Source organism: Psychrobacter phenylpyruvicus DSM 7000 = NBRC 102152, assembly GCF_000685805.1.
GTDB classification, from domain to species: Bacteria; Pseudomonadota; Gammaproteobacteria; order Pseudomonadales; family Moraxellaceae; genus Psychrobacter; species Psychrobacter phenylpyruvicus.
In genome coordinates this window covers 36,070-54,323 of sequence record NZ_JMKP01000015.1, presented here as the reverse complement: position 1 = coordinate 54,323, position 18,254 = coordinate 36,070, and the positions used below count along the sequence as shown (strand labels likewise).

Sequence of the window (18,254 nt, the reverse complement as noted above, 5' to 3'; positions counted from 1 at the left end):
AAAATTATGTTATAGATTAAAGTAATTAGCAACAATGAAATTAGAAACTAATGGTAATCTGTATATGTCTGCCTTTATAGAGCTGATAACAACCCGCTTACAGCAAATCAGATAATCAGTTATTGTATGGTCTATTTATGACTATATGACTAAAAAATAATGATTATTTGTTATACTGGGCCGATACAATACCTTTATTATCTAGATAACCTTTACAACAACCTGTTTTAGAAGTTGAGTGATTTATGAGCGTATCAGAGACCCATCCAAACCAAACAGTAGCCAATCAACCAAAACGTTTTTTAACAGGGGTGCAGACCACAGGTATCCCGCATTTAGGTAACTATGTGGGCGCTATTAGACCAGCCATACAGTCCACGCAAAACAGCGATAATGAGAAAGATCAATCCTTTTTCTTCTTAGCCGATTACCACAGTATTATTAAATGCGCCGATCCAAAACAAATCCACGAGTCTACCAAAGCCATTGCTGCCACTTGGCTTGCCTGCGGTTTGGACCCTGAAAAAGTGGTTTTTTATCGCCAATCTGATGTGCCTGAAATTCCTGAGCTGGCGTGGATATTGAACTGCTCATGCGCCAAAGGTTTAATGAATCGTGCTCACGCATATAAGGCAGCAGTTGATGTTAACCTAAACAATGACGTCGATGCCGATCACAACATCACCATGGGTCTATTTGGTTATCCAGTACTTATGGCAGCTGACATTTTAATGTTTAATGCCACCCACGTACCGGTAGGTCGTGACCAAATCCAGCACGTAGAGATGGCACGTGACATCGCGGGTACTTTTAACCATAAGTACAAATCACTATTTACCCTACCATCTGCTGTAGTTGATGATGACATGCCATTATTAACTGGTCTTGATGGTCGAAAAATGAGTAAAAGTTACAACAACATTATTCCATTATTTGGCGAATATAACCCTCAAGTTGATCCCGAAAAACAACTGCGCAAGGCGGTTATGCAGATTGTTACCAACTCACAAGCACCTGAAGAGCCAAAGAATCCAGATGATTCAGTCATCTTTGAGATCTACCGTGCTTTTGCTACGCCTAGTGAAATTGCTGACCTGCGTGCACAGTTTGAAGCGGGTATTGCTTGGGGTGATGCCAAACAAATCCTATTTGAAAAAATTAACTCTGAGATTGCGCCATTCCGAGACCGCTATTTTGAGCTGATGGCAAATCCAAAAGAGCTGGAAGAGATCTTGCAAGCTGGTGGTGAAAAAGCACGCCGTCATAGCCGCAGACAGCTAGACAAAGCACGCCGTGCTATTGGCATCAAGCCTCTGGCTAAGTTGAAATAAGGGCAGCGGTTTTTGAATACCACAGCGACTTCCTTAGCAAATTCTCTAAACGACACAGGCGCCAGTATAAGAATTTATACTACGCCTGTTGAAGCTTTGCCTGAGGATTTATATGTGCCGCCTCAGGCTTTTGCTATTTGGCTTGAGCAATTTGAGGGACCCCTAGATTTCTTATTGTATTTGGTCAAAAAGAACAACTTTGACATCACAGATACCGCCATCTTGCCCATCACTGAGCAGTACCTTGCCTATATCGATGAGCTAGATGAGGACCACTTTGAGTTGGCAGGTGACTATCTGTTAATGGCCTCTACTTTGATTGCCATTAAGACGGAGCTGTTATTACCTGTGCCTGAGAAGTTAGAAGATGAGCGGGATCCCAAAGCGGAGCTGATAGCACGCTTGGAGGATTATGCTCAGATTAAAGAGGCCGCTCGCCGCTTGGACAACTTAATCCGCCTTGAGCGAGATGTATTTTTGGCGATGGCAAGCCTGCCTGACCCTGAGGTTATGGCGGCTGAGCTGCCCAGTTATCCTGCGACAATGCTGGTAGAAAGCTTGCTAAAAATGCAACTTAAACCCGATTATCACATGCATAATGTCAAGGTTGACCCGGTTCCATTGTCAGATCGAATTGCCAGTATCAGTCGTCAGCTGAGTGAGCGAGGTGAAGGCACCTTTATTGAGCTGCTTGATCAAAGCCAAGGCCGACTCGGGGTGGTAGTCAGCTTCGTGGCGGTGCTTGAATTGATGAAGCGACAAATTATTGACGTTGTAGATGCTGAAAATGATCAGTTGCAATCAGTCGATGAGACCCTGCAGGAGCCGCAACATACTTACAGCTTATCGAGCCTAAAATTGCGCTGGGTGGCTTAACTTAGGCTGCTAAAAGAATAACCTATATCGCTCAATCTCAGCTGTTATTTACTATAACCCCTCCTTATTTTGACAATTTAGCGAAATTCCATGGCAAAACAAACCGATGACTCTTTGTTAGTAAACTCTCAATTAGCGGACAGTCAATTAGCAGACAATCAGTCTTCTATTACCCCTGACTCTGCGGAGCAAAAACAGACCACTAACTCGGACCTAAGCACCTTTAATCGCTATGACTTATTAAGCCGTAGGATTGAAGTGCTGTTACACGCCTCAGAATCCCCATTAACTGGCAGCCAATTAAGGAAGTATTTGTCTTTATCAAAACAAGAGTTAGAGACAGCTTTGGTAATATTACAACAAAGATTGACCACTGGTGTGCTAAGTCTCAGCGAATCAGCCAGTGGCTATCGACTACAAATTCGCAGTGAATATAGTAGTCTAATTCAAGAGGTTTTCCCGCAGCGTCTAGAGCATTTAAGCCAAGCTTTGCTAGAGACATTAAGTGTCATTGCCTATAAACAACCCGTAACCCGTAGTGATATTGAGCAAGTGCGCGGCGTTACCGTATCGAGCAATATCTTGCGTCAGCTATTTGATAAAGGCTGGATAGTCGAAAAAGGCTATCGAGAAACCTTAGGCCGCCCTGCTCTACTGCATACGACACCTGAATTTTTGGATGCATTCGGTCTTGAAAGCCTCGAGCAGCTGCCACCGCTACCTGATTTGAATTTGGATAATAAAACCCAGAATGAGTAAATTTTGATAGATCGGATGCTATTTCAGCTATGAATAAATCACTCTTTAAAATATCAAAAATGGATTGCCCTTCGGAGGAGAGATTAATCCGAATGAAGCTAGATGGAAATTCGGACATCGAGCATCTTGAGTTCGACATTGCTAACCGTCAATTAACCGTGTTTCATCATGGCAAAGCCGATGATATAGAACATGCTATTCATGATCTAAATTTAGGAGATACTTTGCTCTCTACCGAGACTGTTGACCCCTCCGACCCCAATAATAGCTTTACAGCTAATTTTAGTAACCAAAAAGATGCTGAGCAAAGAAAGCTGCTTTGGATAGTGCTGATTATTAACTTTGCGTTCTTTATTATTGAAATGAGCACGGGATTGATTTCTCGTTCAATGGGTCTGGTTGCTGACAGCTTGGATATGCTGGCAGATAGCTTCGTGTACGCTATCAGCTTATTTGCGGTGGGTGGAACCGTCATTAAGAAAAAACGTATTGCCAGAATTGCTGGATATTTCCAAATGTTGCTAGCAATTATTGGTTTTTTGGAAGTGCTAAGACGCTTCTTTGGCAATGAGCAATTACCTGACTTCTCTACCATGATTGTGGTATCAATCCTTGCACTGATTGCGAACTCAATCTGCCTCTATCTACTGCAAAAATCAAAAAGCAAAGAAGAAGCTCACATGCAAGCCAGTATGATTTTTACCTCAAATGACGTCATTATCAACTCAGGTGTCATCATTGCAGGGCTGTTAGTAAACTGGTTACACTCGAGCACTCCTGATTTAATTATTGGTGGTATCGTATTTGCTTTAGTTATTCAAGGCGCCTTTAGAATCTTGAAGCTTAGTAAATAGCTTAGTCGCTCAATGGAGTAGCTTAATTAAAGCGCTAAGTGTAAAGTATCTAGGTTTGGAGCCTATAAACATCATAAGGATATGAGACCTCAAGCAATGATAAAGCAAACTTTAAATCTAGTGACCACCAAAGATCATCAACAAGTTGCCGTTTGGCAAGTAATAGATGATGAAGTTTTTGATAATATTGCTGATAGTGGCAAGGAAGTTCGTGATAGCAAAAGACTTAATGGCACTAGCGGTGCTAATAAAAAACAAAACCTTTTGTTTTTGCATGGTGCATTTTCAGACAAGACGGTCTGTTTGGGCATAGCTAATTATTTTGCTTCATTAGGCCATCAGTGCTTTGTTATGGAGTGGCGTGGTCATGGCAGTAGTAGTCAGCCGCAGAGCAACTATCATTTAGAAGACATCGCATTTTATGATGTCAAAGCCACTTTCGACTATTTATTTGATGAGCTTAAGCTTGATACACTACACTGTATTACTCACAGTGGTGGCGGTATCTGTTTGACCCTATGCTTAACCCGCTATCCCAAATTTAACGATAAAATAAATAGCATCTGTATGGTGGCCTGCCAAGTCTTTGCTGGCACTTCCACCCCTTCAAGCTACGCAAAATTACTATTTCTCAAAGCAGTGACCCGTAAGCTAGGTTATGTAGAAGGCAAACGATTGAAATTGGGCACTATGAATGAGAGCTACTATTTGCTCTCACAGTGGATGGACTGGAATTTAAACCAAAACTTCAGTAGCTATTTACCGACGCCCATAAGACAGCAATTACTTAGACAAACAGGGCTACGCTTAAGCAGGAAGTCGCAAACTGTAACCACCCCACAACCGCTCGATTATCGTACGCTAATGCCCAATATTACCGTACCGATTTACTCAATTTGCGCCGCCGGTGATTGGGTTGCTCCGCCTCGAGGGACATTGAAATTCCTACAAGCCTTTAAAAACTCAAAAAATCAATGGCGTGAGTTCTCTATCGCCAATGGCAACTTGGAAGATTACAACCATACCCGTATTTTTCTAAGCCGTAACGCTGCTAAAGAGGTTTGGCCTACTGTGCTGGATTGGGTTGAAAGGCATAGCTAGTGCAGTTTGAATTAGTAGCAATTTAGATAACCGGACTTAAGGGAATCCGACTCACATTATTAAAACAATAATCCTGCAAACTATACTATCGACTTAAAGACCTTTCTTTTTAATAAAAAACACCTCAAAGATACTGGTGATGATAAAGAGGATAAACATCCATACTATTAACACGTAAGGGTTAGGAATATCAAATATATTGAGGGTTATAAAACCCAATCCTATGCCTAATGCTGCTCCCAAAATTCTATATAAATATTTCATTATTAGTCCGCCCTATTAATCTTTATATTAGGAGTAGTGAATATGACAGCTTCTGTTAAGTCTAAAGGCTTTAAATGAGGTCGTTGAAATAACTTTTGAATTACGATGAGAGTTTAATACTAAATTTTATACACAGCTCGACTCAAGTCAATATAATTATTAACACCGCTGTGGGCTATAATAGACAATGATGGAGAGGGTTCTGAGTCTACATTTGATACCTCTCACTGTTGGCGCGGACTATACCTTTAACGAGAACTCAAAATGCAAAGATCTATATTAACTACCAGCTTCAGCTTATGTCTATTTTTAGCTAGCAGCACAGTACTTGCCAGCACAGGCAATATGACCAAAATAACCTACTATGAAACGGACGGTACACTACAAAACCTTTCTTTTTGGGAGAGAGCAACGCCTAGAGGTACACAAGTTAAGCCGAACGATAACATTGGTTATTTTAACAACTCACAGTCCAAACAAGACATTGATATCCTTAGATATGATGATGAAAAATCATACAGCTTAATTAATTTAGATAGTAACCAAGTCATTAACCGTATCAATAACAAGACTTACCAGAACCTAAGCCAAGCAAAAAACATCAAGTTCTATGAGTTTGGTAAAGGTATTGTCGAGTCTGCTATATTTATGTCAAATAAGGGTATTTGTCAGGATTTTGACAGCAAGAACGGTATTAATGTGGATTTTGTAACCAATTACTATTCAAATGTTTATCAAAACCCGAATGAATTTACAACGACCTTTGCCAACATTCAAATATATAAAAACAGCCCTAGCCGCTTAATCAGTGAAAAAATAGAGGCTCACTCAAATAATCCTGCGACTGAGCAACAACTAAAGCAGACAATAATGGCCGAAAAAAGCCAGTTATTACAGGCAGATGCAGGTAAGCTGCGTAGCTTTATCCAATACTTATGTATTGGTCAGCTCAAGCAATAGTTAACAGTCCAATAATAGTTAAGATTTAGGATTGTATTGCTCTTGGGTAATATAATTGTCACAGCTTAGCGATAATCTATGTTAATTAGCGTATAATAGCCTGCGTAATTTTACAAACTCCTCCTACATTGTGAAATGTAGCCACTCACCGATTCAAGGATGCATAACATGCCTCAATCAAATCAAACAAACCCTACCCCAGAAAGCGATGTCTATACCGATCATAACGGTGACTACCAATTTGCCACTTCAACCACTCAAACTAGCACTGCTGGTACCGAAAAGCTGCAAAAAGCATTGGCTCGTATGGGCTTAGGCTCACGCCGTCAAATGGAAGAAGTAATCAAAGCAGGTCGCGTGTCTATCAACCAGAAACCTGCCACCATTGGTGACCGTGTCGAGCTAGGCGATGAAATCCGTGTCGATGGCCGCTTAATCAAATACAAATCAGAGCGTGAAAAGCGCCGCCGTGTCTTGGCTTACTATAAGCCAGAAGGCGAGATTTGTTCTGCCAATGACCCTGAGGGTCGTACCACGGTCTTTGAGCGTCTACCGAAGCTAACTCATGATCGCTGGATTATGGTAGGTCGTCTGGACATTAACTCTACCGGCCTATTATTATTCACTAACGATGGTGAATTGGCACACCGCTTAATGCACCCCTCAAATGAGATTGTTCGTGAATATGCAGTACGTGTATTGGGCGAGTTAACTCCTGAGATGATGAAGAACTTAACCGATGGGGTCATGCTAGAAGATGGCCTAGCTAAGTTTGAAGACATCAAACAAGGCGGCGGTGAAGGCGTAAACAAATGGTATCACGTTAAGTTAAAAGAAGGTCGTAACCGTGAAGTACGCCGTCTGATCGAATCTCAAGGTCTGAAAGTAAGCCGTCTACTGCGTACCAGCTATGGCTCGGTGGATTTACCAAAAGAACTACGTACTGGCCGCTTTATTGAATTAGATCGTAAAGAGATTCACCGTCTGATTGATCTAGTGGGTATCCGCCCTCGTGAAGACATGGGTGTCCATGGTAAAGCGAAAGAGAAAAAAGAGCGCTTCCAGAAAAAACCAATGAAAGCCCGTACTATCCGTACCAGCTCTAGAAGTGGCCGAGCCAATACTGCCGGTAGAAACTCTAACCCTAACTCTAGCAATACCCGTGGTAGAAATACAGGTAACAGAGGATCTAAGCGTTAATTGACGTCCAAACTGGACTTACCAAAATCAACAAAAGCCCTTAGTTATTCACTAAGGGCTTTTTGGTTTGTATCTCCAACTAATGTTAACGCTGGTCTAGATAGCGCTGCATTACCTGCATCTGCTGCAAGGCTTCACTTTGACAGCCCTCGAGCAAGCCATCTAATTTGGTTTCAATTTTCATCAATACTTCTAGCAGTAAACCCAGCGCTTGGGCTTTATTTTCACTCATTTGCTCTTCACTGCGAACCTGCCTATTAGCATAGGCAGACGTTGACGCTCTATTGGCCGCTTGCTGCAGTAATTCCTCATGATGGGCAATACGCTGATAGCTCTCAATCAGCTCTGGCAAACGACTCTGCAATAGCTTACTTACCATAAACTCATCTTCAGAGACCATCGGAATTTGACCCGCTTTAATCGCATCATTGCGCCACTGCTGGAAGATATCAGCCTTACCATCAATCCGTAACAGCTGCTCTACAATAGCTGGGGGCAAGCCTTTTATTTGATCATCGACTAAGGTCAGCTGCAACATTGGCGGCGGAGGCAACTGCGCGGGCTCAACATATTTAAGAGTGCCAGGAGTGATACCAACAGCGCGATGAAAAGCCAGCCAGCCCTTACGGCCCACATAGCCTGCTGCCACTACCGCCACAACACCTACTCCAATTAGCACACTCATTTATGAAACTTACCTCCTAGTTTAGGATTAGTTACTTATTACAATTGACTCAGTCGCTGCTTTTTACTTCTCAAAGCGTTGCTGCAAATAACGGTTGGTTGCCAACAGCTTCTGACCATCTTGATGGTAAGCGGCATCTAGCAAATCATCAAATTGAGTCTCTACTGTATTCAGCACTTCTAATAAAGCTTCTCTACCCGTCATATCTGAGTTCTTAATCTTCGTGGTATCCGCTCGGCTAGATGCGTAACTGCTTTTCTCAGCTGAAATAACAACGGTTTTATTTGGGGCGCTGTCTAAGTCATGTAACCGGCGATAGTCTGCAACCGCTTCAGGAATATGGGTATCCATCACATTCTTAATCATAATATAAGTCTCAGTGACGGCATCTGAATCATCAATAACCCCATCATTGTTAGTATCCCCATAAAGCATTTTAAGCTTTTCACCTTTATCATTGATGCTATCAAGCTTTTGCTTCACTTCTGGTGGCAAACTCTTCTCTGGAATAAAACCCAACTGTGGCATGGCTTTGTACTCTAACATTTTGGGTTGAGTCAGCTTTTTAATGCCTCGATAACCTAAATATATCCCTGCAGCTGGCAATAAACCGTACATGATAAACATCAGTACCATTGCAGTGGCTTGCGTCATATATCCATCCTTTGTTGTTTTTTATTATTCAAATACAGAAATCTTAATATTTCAGGGTAAAAGTTTAAGCCTATGGAAGTCTCAATACTTTATAATTAACCCGCCTAAGCTTATGGAAGTCTCATTACTTTATAATTAGACCGTCTAAACTTATGGTAGTCTCATTACTTTATAATTAGACCGTCTAAACTAGGCCCTATATTTCGTTTCTATACTGCCTTATATAGAGCCTCTTAGGCAGTTTCTAAAGTAAAAAAAGCTTAGCCTATCCCTATTTTAATAAATTACCTTGAGATAACTAGATGGATTATGTATCAGGCTTTGCTTTAGGATTATCGCTAATATTTGCGATAGGCTCACAAAACGCTTTTATTCTAAAACAAGGTATAAAAAAACAGCATGTTTTTGCCATCTTTCTGTTTTGTGCGGTCTCAGATGCTTTATTAATCTCCGCTGGGGTCGCTGGATTTGGCGCAGTTACTGCCAAATATCCCAATATCGTCTCCCTTGCAAAAATTGTTGGCGCTTTATTCTTATTGGTGTATGGGTTACAAAGCTTATATGCCAGTGTCAGCAAATCGCATGCTTTGACACAAGACAATCAACAAGTCAGTAGCCTAAAAAAATCTTTGCTATTATGTTTTGGCTTTACCTGGCTTAACCCTCATGTCTATTTAGACACTTTGGTGTTGGTAGGGATGGTTTCGACTGGAGCCGATAGTAAGGTGGAGTTCGGATTGGGGGCAGTGAGTGCCTCATTCGTGTTCTTTTTTAGCTTAGGTTATGGCGCCAGATTATTATCGCCATTATTTGCAAAACCCAAAGCTTGGAGTATCTTGGATGCCCTGGTTGGTATATTGATGATTTATTTGGCTTGGTATTTATATAACAGTTGATATCGCCACTAATTCGGCTAGGGAAATGGTCTATTAAGTAATGAACTGGGCCAGTGGTCTAAAACGGTTGAGGCTAATGAAGTTGGGCTAAGCTTGTAACTTTTGGCTAGGCTAAACTTGGAAAGATGGTGCGGATACCACTGACCAAGATTTCAATGGCCACGGCAGCCAATAACATACCCATGATACGGCTGATAATGTTGAGTCCAGTATCGCCCAATAACTTACTTAAGCGTCCTGCAGCCATCAATGCCAGATAGCAGAACACCGCAATTAACAACCCAGCAATGATAATAGCCAATTTTTGTTGCCAATTGGAAACTTGAGCAGAATAAATAATAACCGTCGAAATACCTCCGGGACCCACCATCATCGGTATGGCTAATGGCACTACTGCTGCAGCTGTACTCCCGATACTTTCAACACTGTCATCAAAATCAACGTTTTCTTGATCCGGTTTTACTGGGTTACCATCGCCATTCATCATATTAATGGCAATCAAAAATACCAGCACCCCACCGGCTACTTGGAACGAGCCTACTGAGATACCCAAGGCCCTTAGCAAGCTTTCACCAGCGACAGTGAAGAAAGTGATGGTAATAAAAACGGTCAAGCTACTGATACGCGCAAAACGGCGCCTATCAGTCATGCTGTAGCCTCGAGTCGAATCTAAAAACAGAGTTAGCGCGCTAAAGGGATTAATTAGCACCATAAACGCTATTATGATTTTTACAATTTCGGTGTCCATAAAGGGCGCCTCAGTTTGTAGAAAAAGGGCAGTATTGGTGCAAGCAGGACCGGTCTGCCGCTCTCTGCAAGCTCCCCTATCTAAGTAATGAAAGATGGGTAATTATAAGGCAATAACTGCTCTATGTATCGCTCAAGTAGCATATTATTACAAGCTTGAGTCTCTCATTTACTTTACTACAAAAAATTTGCCATAGTCAAAGTAAACTACAGGCGCCTAAAGCAAGGCTTAAGCCGAAAAGTCCATGCCAATGTCTAGCGCAGTAGTACTGTGAGTTAAATACCCCATGGCAATAAAATCTACCCCAGTTTCAGCCACGGCTACGACGCTGTCTGGAGTAATGCCACCTGAAGCTTCTGTTTTTACTCGGCCACTGGGGTGGTTTTTACATAGGGCCACCGCTTGACGTAAAGTCTCAGGGCTCATGTTATCTAATAATACTAGCTCTGCCCCCGCCTCCAGCGCTTGCTGTAGCTGCTCCAAGGTATCGACTTCAATCTCAATTGGAATTAGGTGTCCTGCCAGCTGCTTGGCTTGCTCAATGGCCTTAGTAATATTGCCGGCAATGGCAATATGGTTGTCTTTAATTAAGATGGCATCATCCAGACCCAAACGGTGGTTACGACCGCCGCCACAGCGTACAGCATATTTTTGCACAGTGCGTAGACCAGGAATGGTCTTACGAGTACAGGTAATCTGCGCCGGATAATCCGCCACTAGGTCTACTACCTTACGAGTGGCCGTAGCAATGCCGCTTAGATGAGTCATGAAGTTAAGAGCAGTACGCTCTGCTGTCAGTAGGTTGCGAGCATTACCACTAATAGTGGCTAGAGTTTGACCCGCTGTTACCCAAGCACCATCATGAGTATGGGCAGTGAATTCAATACAAGCATCGACTTGAGCAAAGGCCAGTCTCGCTAAATCTAGACCACAAACCACGCCCTCATCACGAACGGTTAAAGTTAACGTAGCTTGCTTGTCAGCTGGTATCGTCGCTTGCGAGGTTACATCACCACGGCGACCTAAGTCTTCTACTAAGGCATTTTCTACCAAAGGCAGCAACAACACATCATTTAACGGAGGGACATTGAGGGTTACAGTATCAGAAGTCTGCTGAGGGCTTGTGCTACGCGTTGAAGACATAAAAGGTCCTTGATAGTTATTTTTTCAATAAAATAAAAAGTTAAGGCAAAAACCTCAACCAATAATACTCATAATGAGCATAAATATAACGAAGAAAAACCGCTTTAGCAATAACTAATCTGCGCCTAATATTTAATCAACACCCGATTATTGAAGATCAGCGAGGGTTACTTTTTGGCAGCTTACTGTCCATTAATAAACTTTGTAGCCCTATATCAAAACGGAACCGATATAATTTGGCAGGTCTTCCTCTACCAGTTTGACTGCTATTACCCGTCGGCTCAACCAAGTTCTGACTCTCAAGTAGCCGTCTAAAGTTTTGTTTGTGCAAAGCCACACCCGATAGAGCTTCTACACTCTGCTGTAATTGCAATAAAGTAAATTCTTCAGGCATTAGACCAAAAATTAGCGGACGATACTCAATCTTGGCCCGTAGTCGCGATATGGCGGTAGCAATCACCCTACGATGATCATAATACATAGGCTCGCCGATGACTTGATGCCAGTTTTTTGGGAGTTTACTGGCATTGTAGCTCGGTGATTCAGGTAACAAGCCAGCCTCATAAAGCATCTCATAGCGCAGTAGAGCATGCTCAGCCACCCACTTAGTAAACATCTCTTTGGCACTGCTACTGTGACCATCGCCACTGGCAACGATTTGCTCAAAATCTAAGTCTTGTTCCCAATCGCCGCCCCAGCACAGATAAATACGTTGTAAGCGCTTTAATCTTTCTGACTTGCTAGTGGCTGATTCTGCCCATTGTTTGAGTCTTGCGGTGATTTGACCGCTATTGGTTTCTGTTTGCAGACGATTCTCCCAAGGGAAATAGTCGTACCAATCTCGCCAACGGGCACTGCTTTCAGTACTATCGGCTACCGAAGCTGATTCAGAGTCTGACTTTTTCTCCTTATCCCCCTCCACCATGGCTTCAGGTATCGCTGCTTCTTGCACCAAGCCCATATAACTGACATAGACCAAGGCATGACCATCTTTATTGCGTCTATTGGTATCGACAAAGGTATATAACTGCTCGATATACCCTAAGGGCTGTTTTGTCTGCTCCTCCACCCATTGGCGAACCCCCGCTTGTAATGAGCGGTGTAATGGCATAAGGGGTCCATTGGGCAAAAGCTTACCCCCATCCACCGTTAGTACTCGGGCTCGGCTGTTGGTAATCGCAATTAACACGGCGACCACTTCAGTGGTACCGCTACCTTCGCTATGGGCGTGAGAAAAAGACAAACTCATATTTATCATCAATGTTATTAAAACTATGGGCTTTAGTATATCTGTTAATGGGCTGAATTACACCAACCCTACCTTACGCCTGAAGATAAAGATCAATTATTTCAAAACAATAAAAAATTAATAAATCCTCTGCTAACACACTGAAATTTAAAGATTTTATATATCGGCTCACAGCCCTTATAAATTTTAATTAAAAAAATTTCTTGTATTTATGCTCAAAACGAGCATAATTATAGTTACTTTATATAAATTCATAGTTTATTTTTTAATTAGTACTTTTTTTAAATTAATAACTTTTTGAGTACCAATTTCGTAATAGGGATTTTTATGACCACCTCAGCCAACAGCCCAGTCGAATTAGAAAAAAATACTACCGCAGAGAAAGTAGAACTTTTTGCTTACGATGCTCCAACTTTAGATCAAAGCAATCAACAGTCTGCTGTCAATAATATTGATATCGAATATGCAAAAGCCAAAATCCCTGCTGAGCTGTCTCGTACTGAACGTCAGCAAGTGGTGGAAAACATCAAGCGTCTGCTACAAGAGCACAACGCAGTATTGGTAGCGCATTATTATGTCGACCCTTATATCCAAGACTTAGCCCTAGAGACTGGCGGCTGCGTAGGAGACTCTTTGGAGATGGCTCGCTTTGGTAAAGAGCATGAAGCCCAAACTTTAGTGGTGGCTGGCGTCAGATTTATGGGGGAGTCTGCCAAAATCTTGAGTATGGAAAAAACAGTCCTTATGGCCGACCTGGAAGCGGAATGCTCCTTAGATTTGGGCTGCCCTATTGAGGAGTTTAGCGCATTTTGTGATCAACATCCCGACCGTACTGTGGTGGTCTATGCCAATACCAGTGCCGAGGTCAAAGCCCGTGCTGACTGGGTCGTAACTTCGTCTGTAGGGCTTGAGATTGTGAACCACCTGCATGAGCAAGGTCAAAAAATCATCTGGGGTCCAGACCGTCACTTAGGCAAATACATTCAACAAGAAACCGGCGCTGATATGCTGCTGTGGCAAGGATCGTGCATCGTCCATAATGAGTTCAAAGCCAAAGAATTACAGCAATTAAAAGCTGAGCATCCTGATGCTGTAGTGCTGGTTCATCCTGAGTCTCCTGATGGTGTGGTGGCCCTTGCTGATGTAGTGGGATCGACCAGTAAGCTGCTTAACGCCACCAAAGAGATGGACGCAAAAACCTTCATCGTTGGTACCGACCTTGGCATCTTGCACGAGATGCAAAAGCATTCTCCAGACAAGCTGTTTTTGGCAGCCCCAACCGCAGGTGAAAGTGCCACTTGTAAAAGCTGTGCTTTTTGTCCTTGGATGGCAATGAATGGACTTAAAGGCATTGAGCAGTGCCTAGAGACCGGCAGTGGTGAAATTACCTTAAAGCCTGAGTTAGCCGAAGCCGCTCTTAAGCCTTTACAACGTATGCTCGACTTTGCCGCTGAACAAAAACGTCGCGTGGCGGCCAGTGGTGATCTTATTAAAGACCGTGAACTGTATAAGCATGTCGGTCCTGCTTAGATAGTAGCTATAACTGTGTAGTTAACCTTTTTGTAAGAGCCTGCTTATGACCACTTCAAAAACTTACCCTCATGATGACTCATCGCTAGAAACTGTCTCTGAACTACTGTCTGAACTGTTGTTAGAGTCACCCTCTAAAGCCTTAGAGGATACCGTTATGACACAATATTGCGATGTATTAGTCATAGGGGCGGGTTTAGCAGGCTTAGCAACTGCACTATCTCTTCCTAAGCACTTAAAAGTGACAGTACTGGCCAAAGAAGGGTTAAGCGCCTGCTCAAGTTACTATGCCCAAGGCGGTATTGCCGCCGTTATTGATGCTGAAGATAAAGTAGCAGACCACGTGAGCGATACCTTGATAGCAGGCGATGGCTTGTGTGATCAACAGGCCACCACCCAAATCCTCACGCAAGGCAGCAATGCCATAAGTTGGCTACTAGCGCATAGCGTACCTTTTACTACTAACGACCACTCGACACAGCTTGCTAAGACCAATACGCCGTCTCTTGCAGAACTGCATTTAACTCAAGAAGGCGGGCATGGTTGTCGCCGTGTGGCTCATGCCGATGATGCTACTGGCCGACATATAATGATCCGCTTGCAGCAGCAGGCCTCACAAGCTAGTAATATTAATCTACTCCCCTTTCATGAGGCCCTAAGTCTACTCACTGAAGACACCGATGAAAGTGCTACAGATCGGCGCTGTACTGGTGCTCTGGCTATTAATACCGAAACCAATAGCGTAATACGTTTTAATAGCAAAGCGGTGGTCCTTGCTAGCGGTGGATTGGGTCAATTATTTAGTCGAGCCACGGCCCCTAATGTCTGCGTCGGTGATGGCATTATGATGGCTTGGGAGGCCGGCTGTAGTTTGGCTAATCTAGAGTTTATCCAATTTCATCCCACAGGCTTGGTCTATAAAGATGAAAATGGTAGTAGCAGCTTCCTGATTTCTGAGGCAGTTCGCGGTGAGGGGGGCCATTTATTATGCCCACTGACCCATCAACGCTTTATGCCGAATTATGATGTGCGTGAAGAGCTAGCCCCTCGTGATATTGTGGCCCGAGCCATCGCCAATGAGATTGCTAATAATGGCTTGGGGTATGTGCATTTGGACATCTCTCATAAGCCAGCTGACTTTATCAAACAGCATTTCCCAGATATTTATGCCCATTGTTTAAGCCTAGGCATTGATATCACGAAACAGCCGATACCAGTTGCCCCTACCGCACACTATACCTGTGGCGGGGTAATGACCAATGCATCAGGGCAAACGGACATAGCAGATTTATATGCCGCTGGAGAGGTGGCTTATACTGGGCTACATGGTGCCAACCGTTTGGCTAGCAATTCACTTTTAGAGTGTGTGGTGGTAGGCCGAACCATTGCTTCACATCTCGCTAAAAAGCTCGACGATGAAAATAATTTGAATAAAGACCAACACAGCCCAGACAAAAACAGCCTTATTGAGTCAACACCACATACTTCCTTACTTGCTCAATTCACTGTGCCTAGTGTATCTTTAAATCCATCTGCTGAGACCACAGTCACGCCATTGGTCGATTTTAATTTGACGCAGCAATTATCTGGGTTAAAGCAGCTAATGACCGATAACATGGGTATTAAACGCAATGAAACCTGCTTAAAGCAGGCCTTACAACAGGTTATTGATTTAAAGCAACAGTTACAGTTGTTCAAAACGCAAGGCTTAGCAGCACAAAGTATGTCCTTAGATATATTTCGTTTCGAGCGCCTATTAACTTTGGCCTCATTGTTATTACAATCGGCCCTGACTCGTACTGAAAGTCGAGGGGGTCATTATCGAGAAGACCATTCCAGTCTCACTCACGCACCTGCAACCAGTATCGTTATGCCTCTCCCTACTCAAACGGATGAGAATACAAAAAAGGTAGATAATATCGCTACACATACATTGAACAAACCAGCCTGCTCTAAGCCTTCTAGTTTGGTAGCCAAAGCTTCTTAGCTCCTGTGCTCGGGCTACTATCGGGGAACAAACCCTCTATTCTCCTTCCTTATCCTGTCCTCACTGTCTATTATTGCAGTGAGGCAAATCTCAGTTTTGATTCCAAACCACCCTACCTTATCAAGCTATGGTAGAATCGCTATTTCTTCACTATGGCTACTGATAGGCTTTTATTTTTTTAAAATTTAGCAGACGGTAACCATAAATTGCTCTCACTAAACTTGCTGTGTGTCCTATCATGCAAACCCCACAAAACTTAGACAATCTCATCACCCTCGTTTTGGTCCTAACCCCCTTGTTTATAGGGTTTGCCTTACCACTGAATAAGACTTTGATTCATTATTCAGAAAAAATGCTGGGCTATTTGGTCTATATCATCCTCACCTTAATTGGGATTGAGCTGGCTCAAGTAGAGGGGCTAGGCAGTCAGATTAACGACATCATGTTATATGTTGGGGTGTTATCGGTACTCACCATCGGTTGTGGCCTAGCAGGATTGATGATTTTTGATCGTCTAATACCTTGGCGACCTTTGGTAAAAACAGCGACCACAGAACACAAAGTCAGTATCCGAGGCAGCTTAATCCAAGTATTCTGTGTGATCTTTGGATTTTTGATTGGTGGCGTATTACCGGTAACTATGATGCCCCCAGAGAACACCATGACCGGGCTACTCATGTTTTTAATTTTATTGGTAGGCATTGGGCTAAAAGGCTCAGGTATTACTCTGAAAGAAGTTCTGCTTAGTAAGCGCGGCATGCAGACCAGTGTCATCTTCACTTTATCAGTATTGATGGGCGGGATAATATTTTGGTTACTGTTCGATGAGGTGACCTTACCCCAAAGCTTAGCACTGGCCTCTGGCTTTGGCTGGTATTCGTTATCTGCCATTGTTATGACCGATGCTTATGGCGCAGTTTGGGGCAGTATCGCCTTATTTAATGACTTGGTGCGTGAGTTTTTTGCATTGTTGTTTATTCCGCTATTTATGCGTAAATACCCATCGGCAGCTGTAGGGCTTGGCGGTGCGACCAGTTTGGACTTTACTCTACCGGTTATTCAACAATCAGGTGGTTTAGGTATCGTCCCGTTGGCGATTAGTTTTGGCTTTATCATTAATATTGTGGCGCCAGTATTAATGGTAGTTTTTGCCTCTTTTGGCTAATGAGTTTTGTCTAGTAAAATGAGATTTTATTGTTCAACAGCTTTTATTGTCCAATAACTAAAAACGAGCTTTTAAAAATGAAAAAGGTATGCGTTTCTGGTCAACACTCGACCATGAAACCATACCTTTTTTAGAATAAAAGCTAAAATTTAGAGTAGAAGCTAAAAAACTAAGACTTTAGCTTTTTTCTATAACTGACTTTATTGTTAATTGAAATCTTGATTCTTTTTTTCTTAATCATTCTCTCAATCACTCTTTCTACCAACTGCTCGTCATCGGTGCGCAGATGACTGAGTAAGAAGTTTTTTAAAGCTTTTTTCTTAATAGGGCGCTTGTCAGCAGGTTGCTTTTTAAGTAACTTAATCCCTTTATGATACTGCTTTTTAACCTCTTTTTTTGCCGCTTTTTCCGCTTCTTTTTCTTTTTTATCCTTCTTGTCTTTTTTGTGGTCTTTGTCTTTCTTCTCATTCTTATCTTTTTTGTGCTTTTTGTCTTTTTTATCCTTCTTATCTTTGTCTTTCTTGTCTTTCTTACGCTTTTTCTCTTCTTTACGTTTCTTATCTTTTTTGCGATCTTTATCCTTATCTTGCTTTTTATCTTTTTTGTCAGATTTCTCTAACTCTTCTTCGTTAAGCAGTTTTTCTTCGTCTTTGTTACTCATGTCATCATCTCCTGACTCTTAGGGTTAATTCCTTTGTACTACAAACTTCCTTTATGAAATACATCTCAACCATTATTACAATATATACGCCTTATCAAAGCCTAAATCAAATTTATAACTTTTATCTTTAGTCTTTATTAATCCTGAACGAACCACTTATGCTCAGAAATGTTGCCGCAATGATTGGGTAA

General features: G+C 42.4%; 17 protein-coding genes. 11 read left to right on the top strand and 6 right to left on the bottom strand.

Features of this window, described 5'->3' with window-relative positions:
* The first annotated feature begins 245 nt into the window (after positions 1-245).
* From trpS to rluB, 7 genes are all read left to right on the top strand, one after another.
* On the top strand, positions 246-1,331 hold the full coding sequence (trpS, locus tag G561_RS0107505) for a tryptophan--tRNA ligase (RefSeq protein WP_028858989.1): 1,086 nt from the start codon (positions 246-248) through the stop codon (positions 1,329-1,331).
* A gap of 12 nt (positions 1,332-1,343) precedes the next feature.
* Positions 1,344-2,207, top strand: a complete 864-nt coding sequence (locus G561_RS0107500) for a segregation and condensation protein A (RefSeq protein WP_028858988.1) — start codon at positions 1,344-1,346, stop codon at positions 2,205-2,207.
* Positions 2,208-2,297: 90 nt separating this feature from the next.
* Entirely contained in the window at positions 2,298-2,966 is a 669-nt protein-coding gene (gene scpB, locus G561_RS0107495; protein WP_081794410.1) for an SMC-Scp complex subunit ScpB, read from the top strand.
* Between the two features lie 29 nt (positions 2,967-2,995).
* On the top strand, positions 2,996-3,820 hold the full coding sequence (locus G561_RS0107490; protein WP_028858986.1) for a cation efflux transmembrane domain-containing protein: 825 nt from the start codon (positions 2,996-2,998) through the stop codon (positions 3,818-3,820).
* Between the two features lie 96 nt (positions 3,821-3,916).
* Positions 3,917-4,921 carry an alpha/beta fold hydrolase gene (locus tag G561_RS0107485; protein ID WP_028858985.1) on the top strand — a complete coding sequence of 335 codons (1,005 nt, stop codon included), beginning with the start codon at positions 3,917-3,919 and terminating at the stop codon, positions 4,919-4,921.
* A gap of 528 nt (positions 4,922-5,449) precedes the next feature.
* The gene (locus G561_RS0107475) at positions 5,450-6,145 is read left to right on the top strand and encodes a DUF8095 domain-containing protein (protein ID WP_028858984.1); all 696 of its coding nucleotides are present in this window, start codon (positions 5,450-5,452) and stop codon (positions 6,143-6,145) included.
* 306 nt (positions 6,146-6,451) lie between these two features.
* The gene (rluB, locus tag G561_RS0107470; protein ID WP_051584439.1) at positions 6,452-7,345 is read left to right on the top strand and encodes a 23S rRNA pseudouridine(2605) synthase RluB; all 894 of its coding nucleotides are present in this window, start codon (positions 6,452-6,454) and stop codon (positions 7,343-7,345) included.
* Between the two features lie 85 nt (positions 7,346-7,430).
* Here rluB and G561_RS0107465 read toward each other — a convergent pair whose 3' ends face one another.
* Together G561_RS0107465 and G561_RS0107460 are read right to left on the bottom strand one after the other, a co-directional pair.
* Entirely contained in the window at positions 7,431-8,030 is a 600-nt protein-coding gene (locus G561_RS0107465; protein WP_028858982.1) for a hypothetical protein, read from the bottom strand.
* A 63-nt stretch (positions 8,031-8,093) separates the two neighbouring features.
* Positions 8,094-8,684, bottom strand: a complete 591-nt coding sequence (locus tag G561_RS0107460; RefSeq protein ID WP_028858981.1) for a hypothetical protein — start codon at positions 8,682-8,684, stop codon at positions 8,094-8,096.
* Positions 8,685-8,986: 302 nt separating this feature from the next.
* Here G561_RS0107460 and G561_RS0107455 point away from each other — a divergent pair, with 302 nt between their 5' ends.
* On the top strand, positions 8,987-9,580 hold the full coding sequence (locus G561_RS0107455) for a LysE/ArgO family amino acid transporter (protein ID WP_028858980.1): 594 nt from the start codon (positions 8,987-8,989) through the stop codon (positions 9,578-9,580).
* A 106-nt stretch (positions 9,581-9,686) separates the two neighbouring features.
* Here the strand turns inward: G561_RS0107455 and G561_RS0107450 are convergent, their stop codons facing one another.
* The 3 genes from G561_RS0107450 to G561_RS0107440 form a co-directional block, all read right to left on the bottom strand.
* Positions 9,687-10,328: a MarC family protein gene (locus tag G561_RS0107450; RefSeq protein WP_028858979.1), complete on the bottom strand. Its 642-nt coding sequence runs from the start codon at positions 10,326-10,328 to the stop codon at positions 9,687-9,689.
* Positions 10,329-10,556: 228 nt separating this feature from the next.
* On the bottom strand, positions 10,557-11,471 hold the full coding sequence (nadC, locus tag G561_RS0107445) for a carboxylating nicotinate-nucleotide diphosphorylase (protein ID WP_051584437.1): 915 nt from the start codon (positions 11,469-11,471) through the stop codon (positions 10,557-10,559).
* A gap of 157 nt (positions 11,472-11,628) precedes the next feature.
* A complete protein-coding gene (locus tag G561_RS0107440; RefSeq protein WP_028858977.1) occupies positions 11,629-12,720 on the bottom strand; it encodes an NUDIX hydrolase in 1,092 nt (363 codons plus the stop codon).
* 327 nt (positions 12,721-13,047) lie between these two features.
* On the opposite strand from G561_RS0107440, the gene nadA reads away from it, so the two are divergent.
* The 3 genes from nadA (at position 13,048) to G561_RS0107425 (ending at position 17,402) form a co-directional block, all read left to right on the top strand.
* A complete protein-coding gene (nadA, locus tag G561_RS0107435; RefSeq protein WP_028858976.1) occupies positions 13,048-14,250 on the top strand; it encodes a quinolinate synthase NadA in 1,203 nt (400 codons plus the stop codon).
* A 157-nt stretch (positions 14,251-14,407) separates the two neighbouring features.
* Positions 14,408-16,237, top strand: coding sequence for an L-aspartate oxidase (gene nadB, locus G561_RS14235; RefSeq protein WP_081794411.1), 1,830 nt, complete (start codon positions 14,408-14,410; stop codon positions 16,235-16,237).
* A 238-nt stretch (positions 16,238-16,475) separates the two neighbouring features.
* Positions 16,476-17,402, top strand: coding sequence for a LysO family transporter (locus G561_RS0107425; protein WP_028858975.1), 927 nt, complete (start codon positions 16,476-16,478; stop codon positions 17,400-17,402).
* A gap of 169 nt (positions 17,403-17,571) precedes the next feature.
* Here G561_RS0107425 and G561_RS15330 read toward each other — a convergent pair whose 3' ends face one another.
* A complete protein-coding gene (locus G561_RS15330; RefSeq protein ID WP_028858974.1) occupies positions 17,572-18,063 on the bottom strand; it encodes a hypothetical protein in 492 nt (163 codons plus the stop codon).
* Positions 18,064-18,254: the final 191 nt, after the last annotated feature.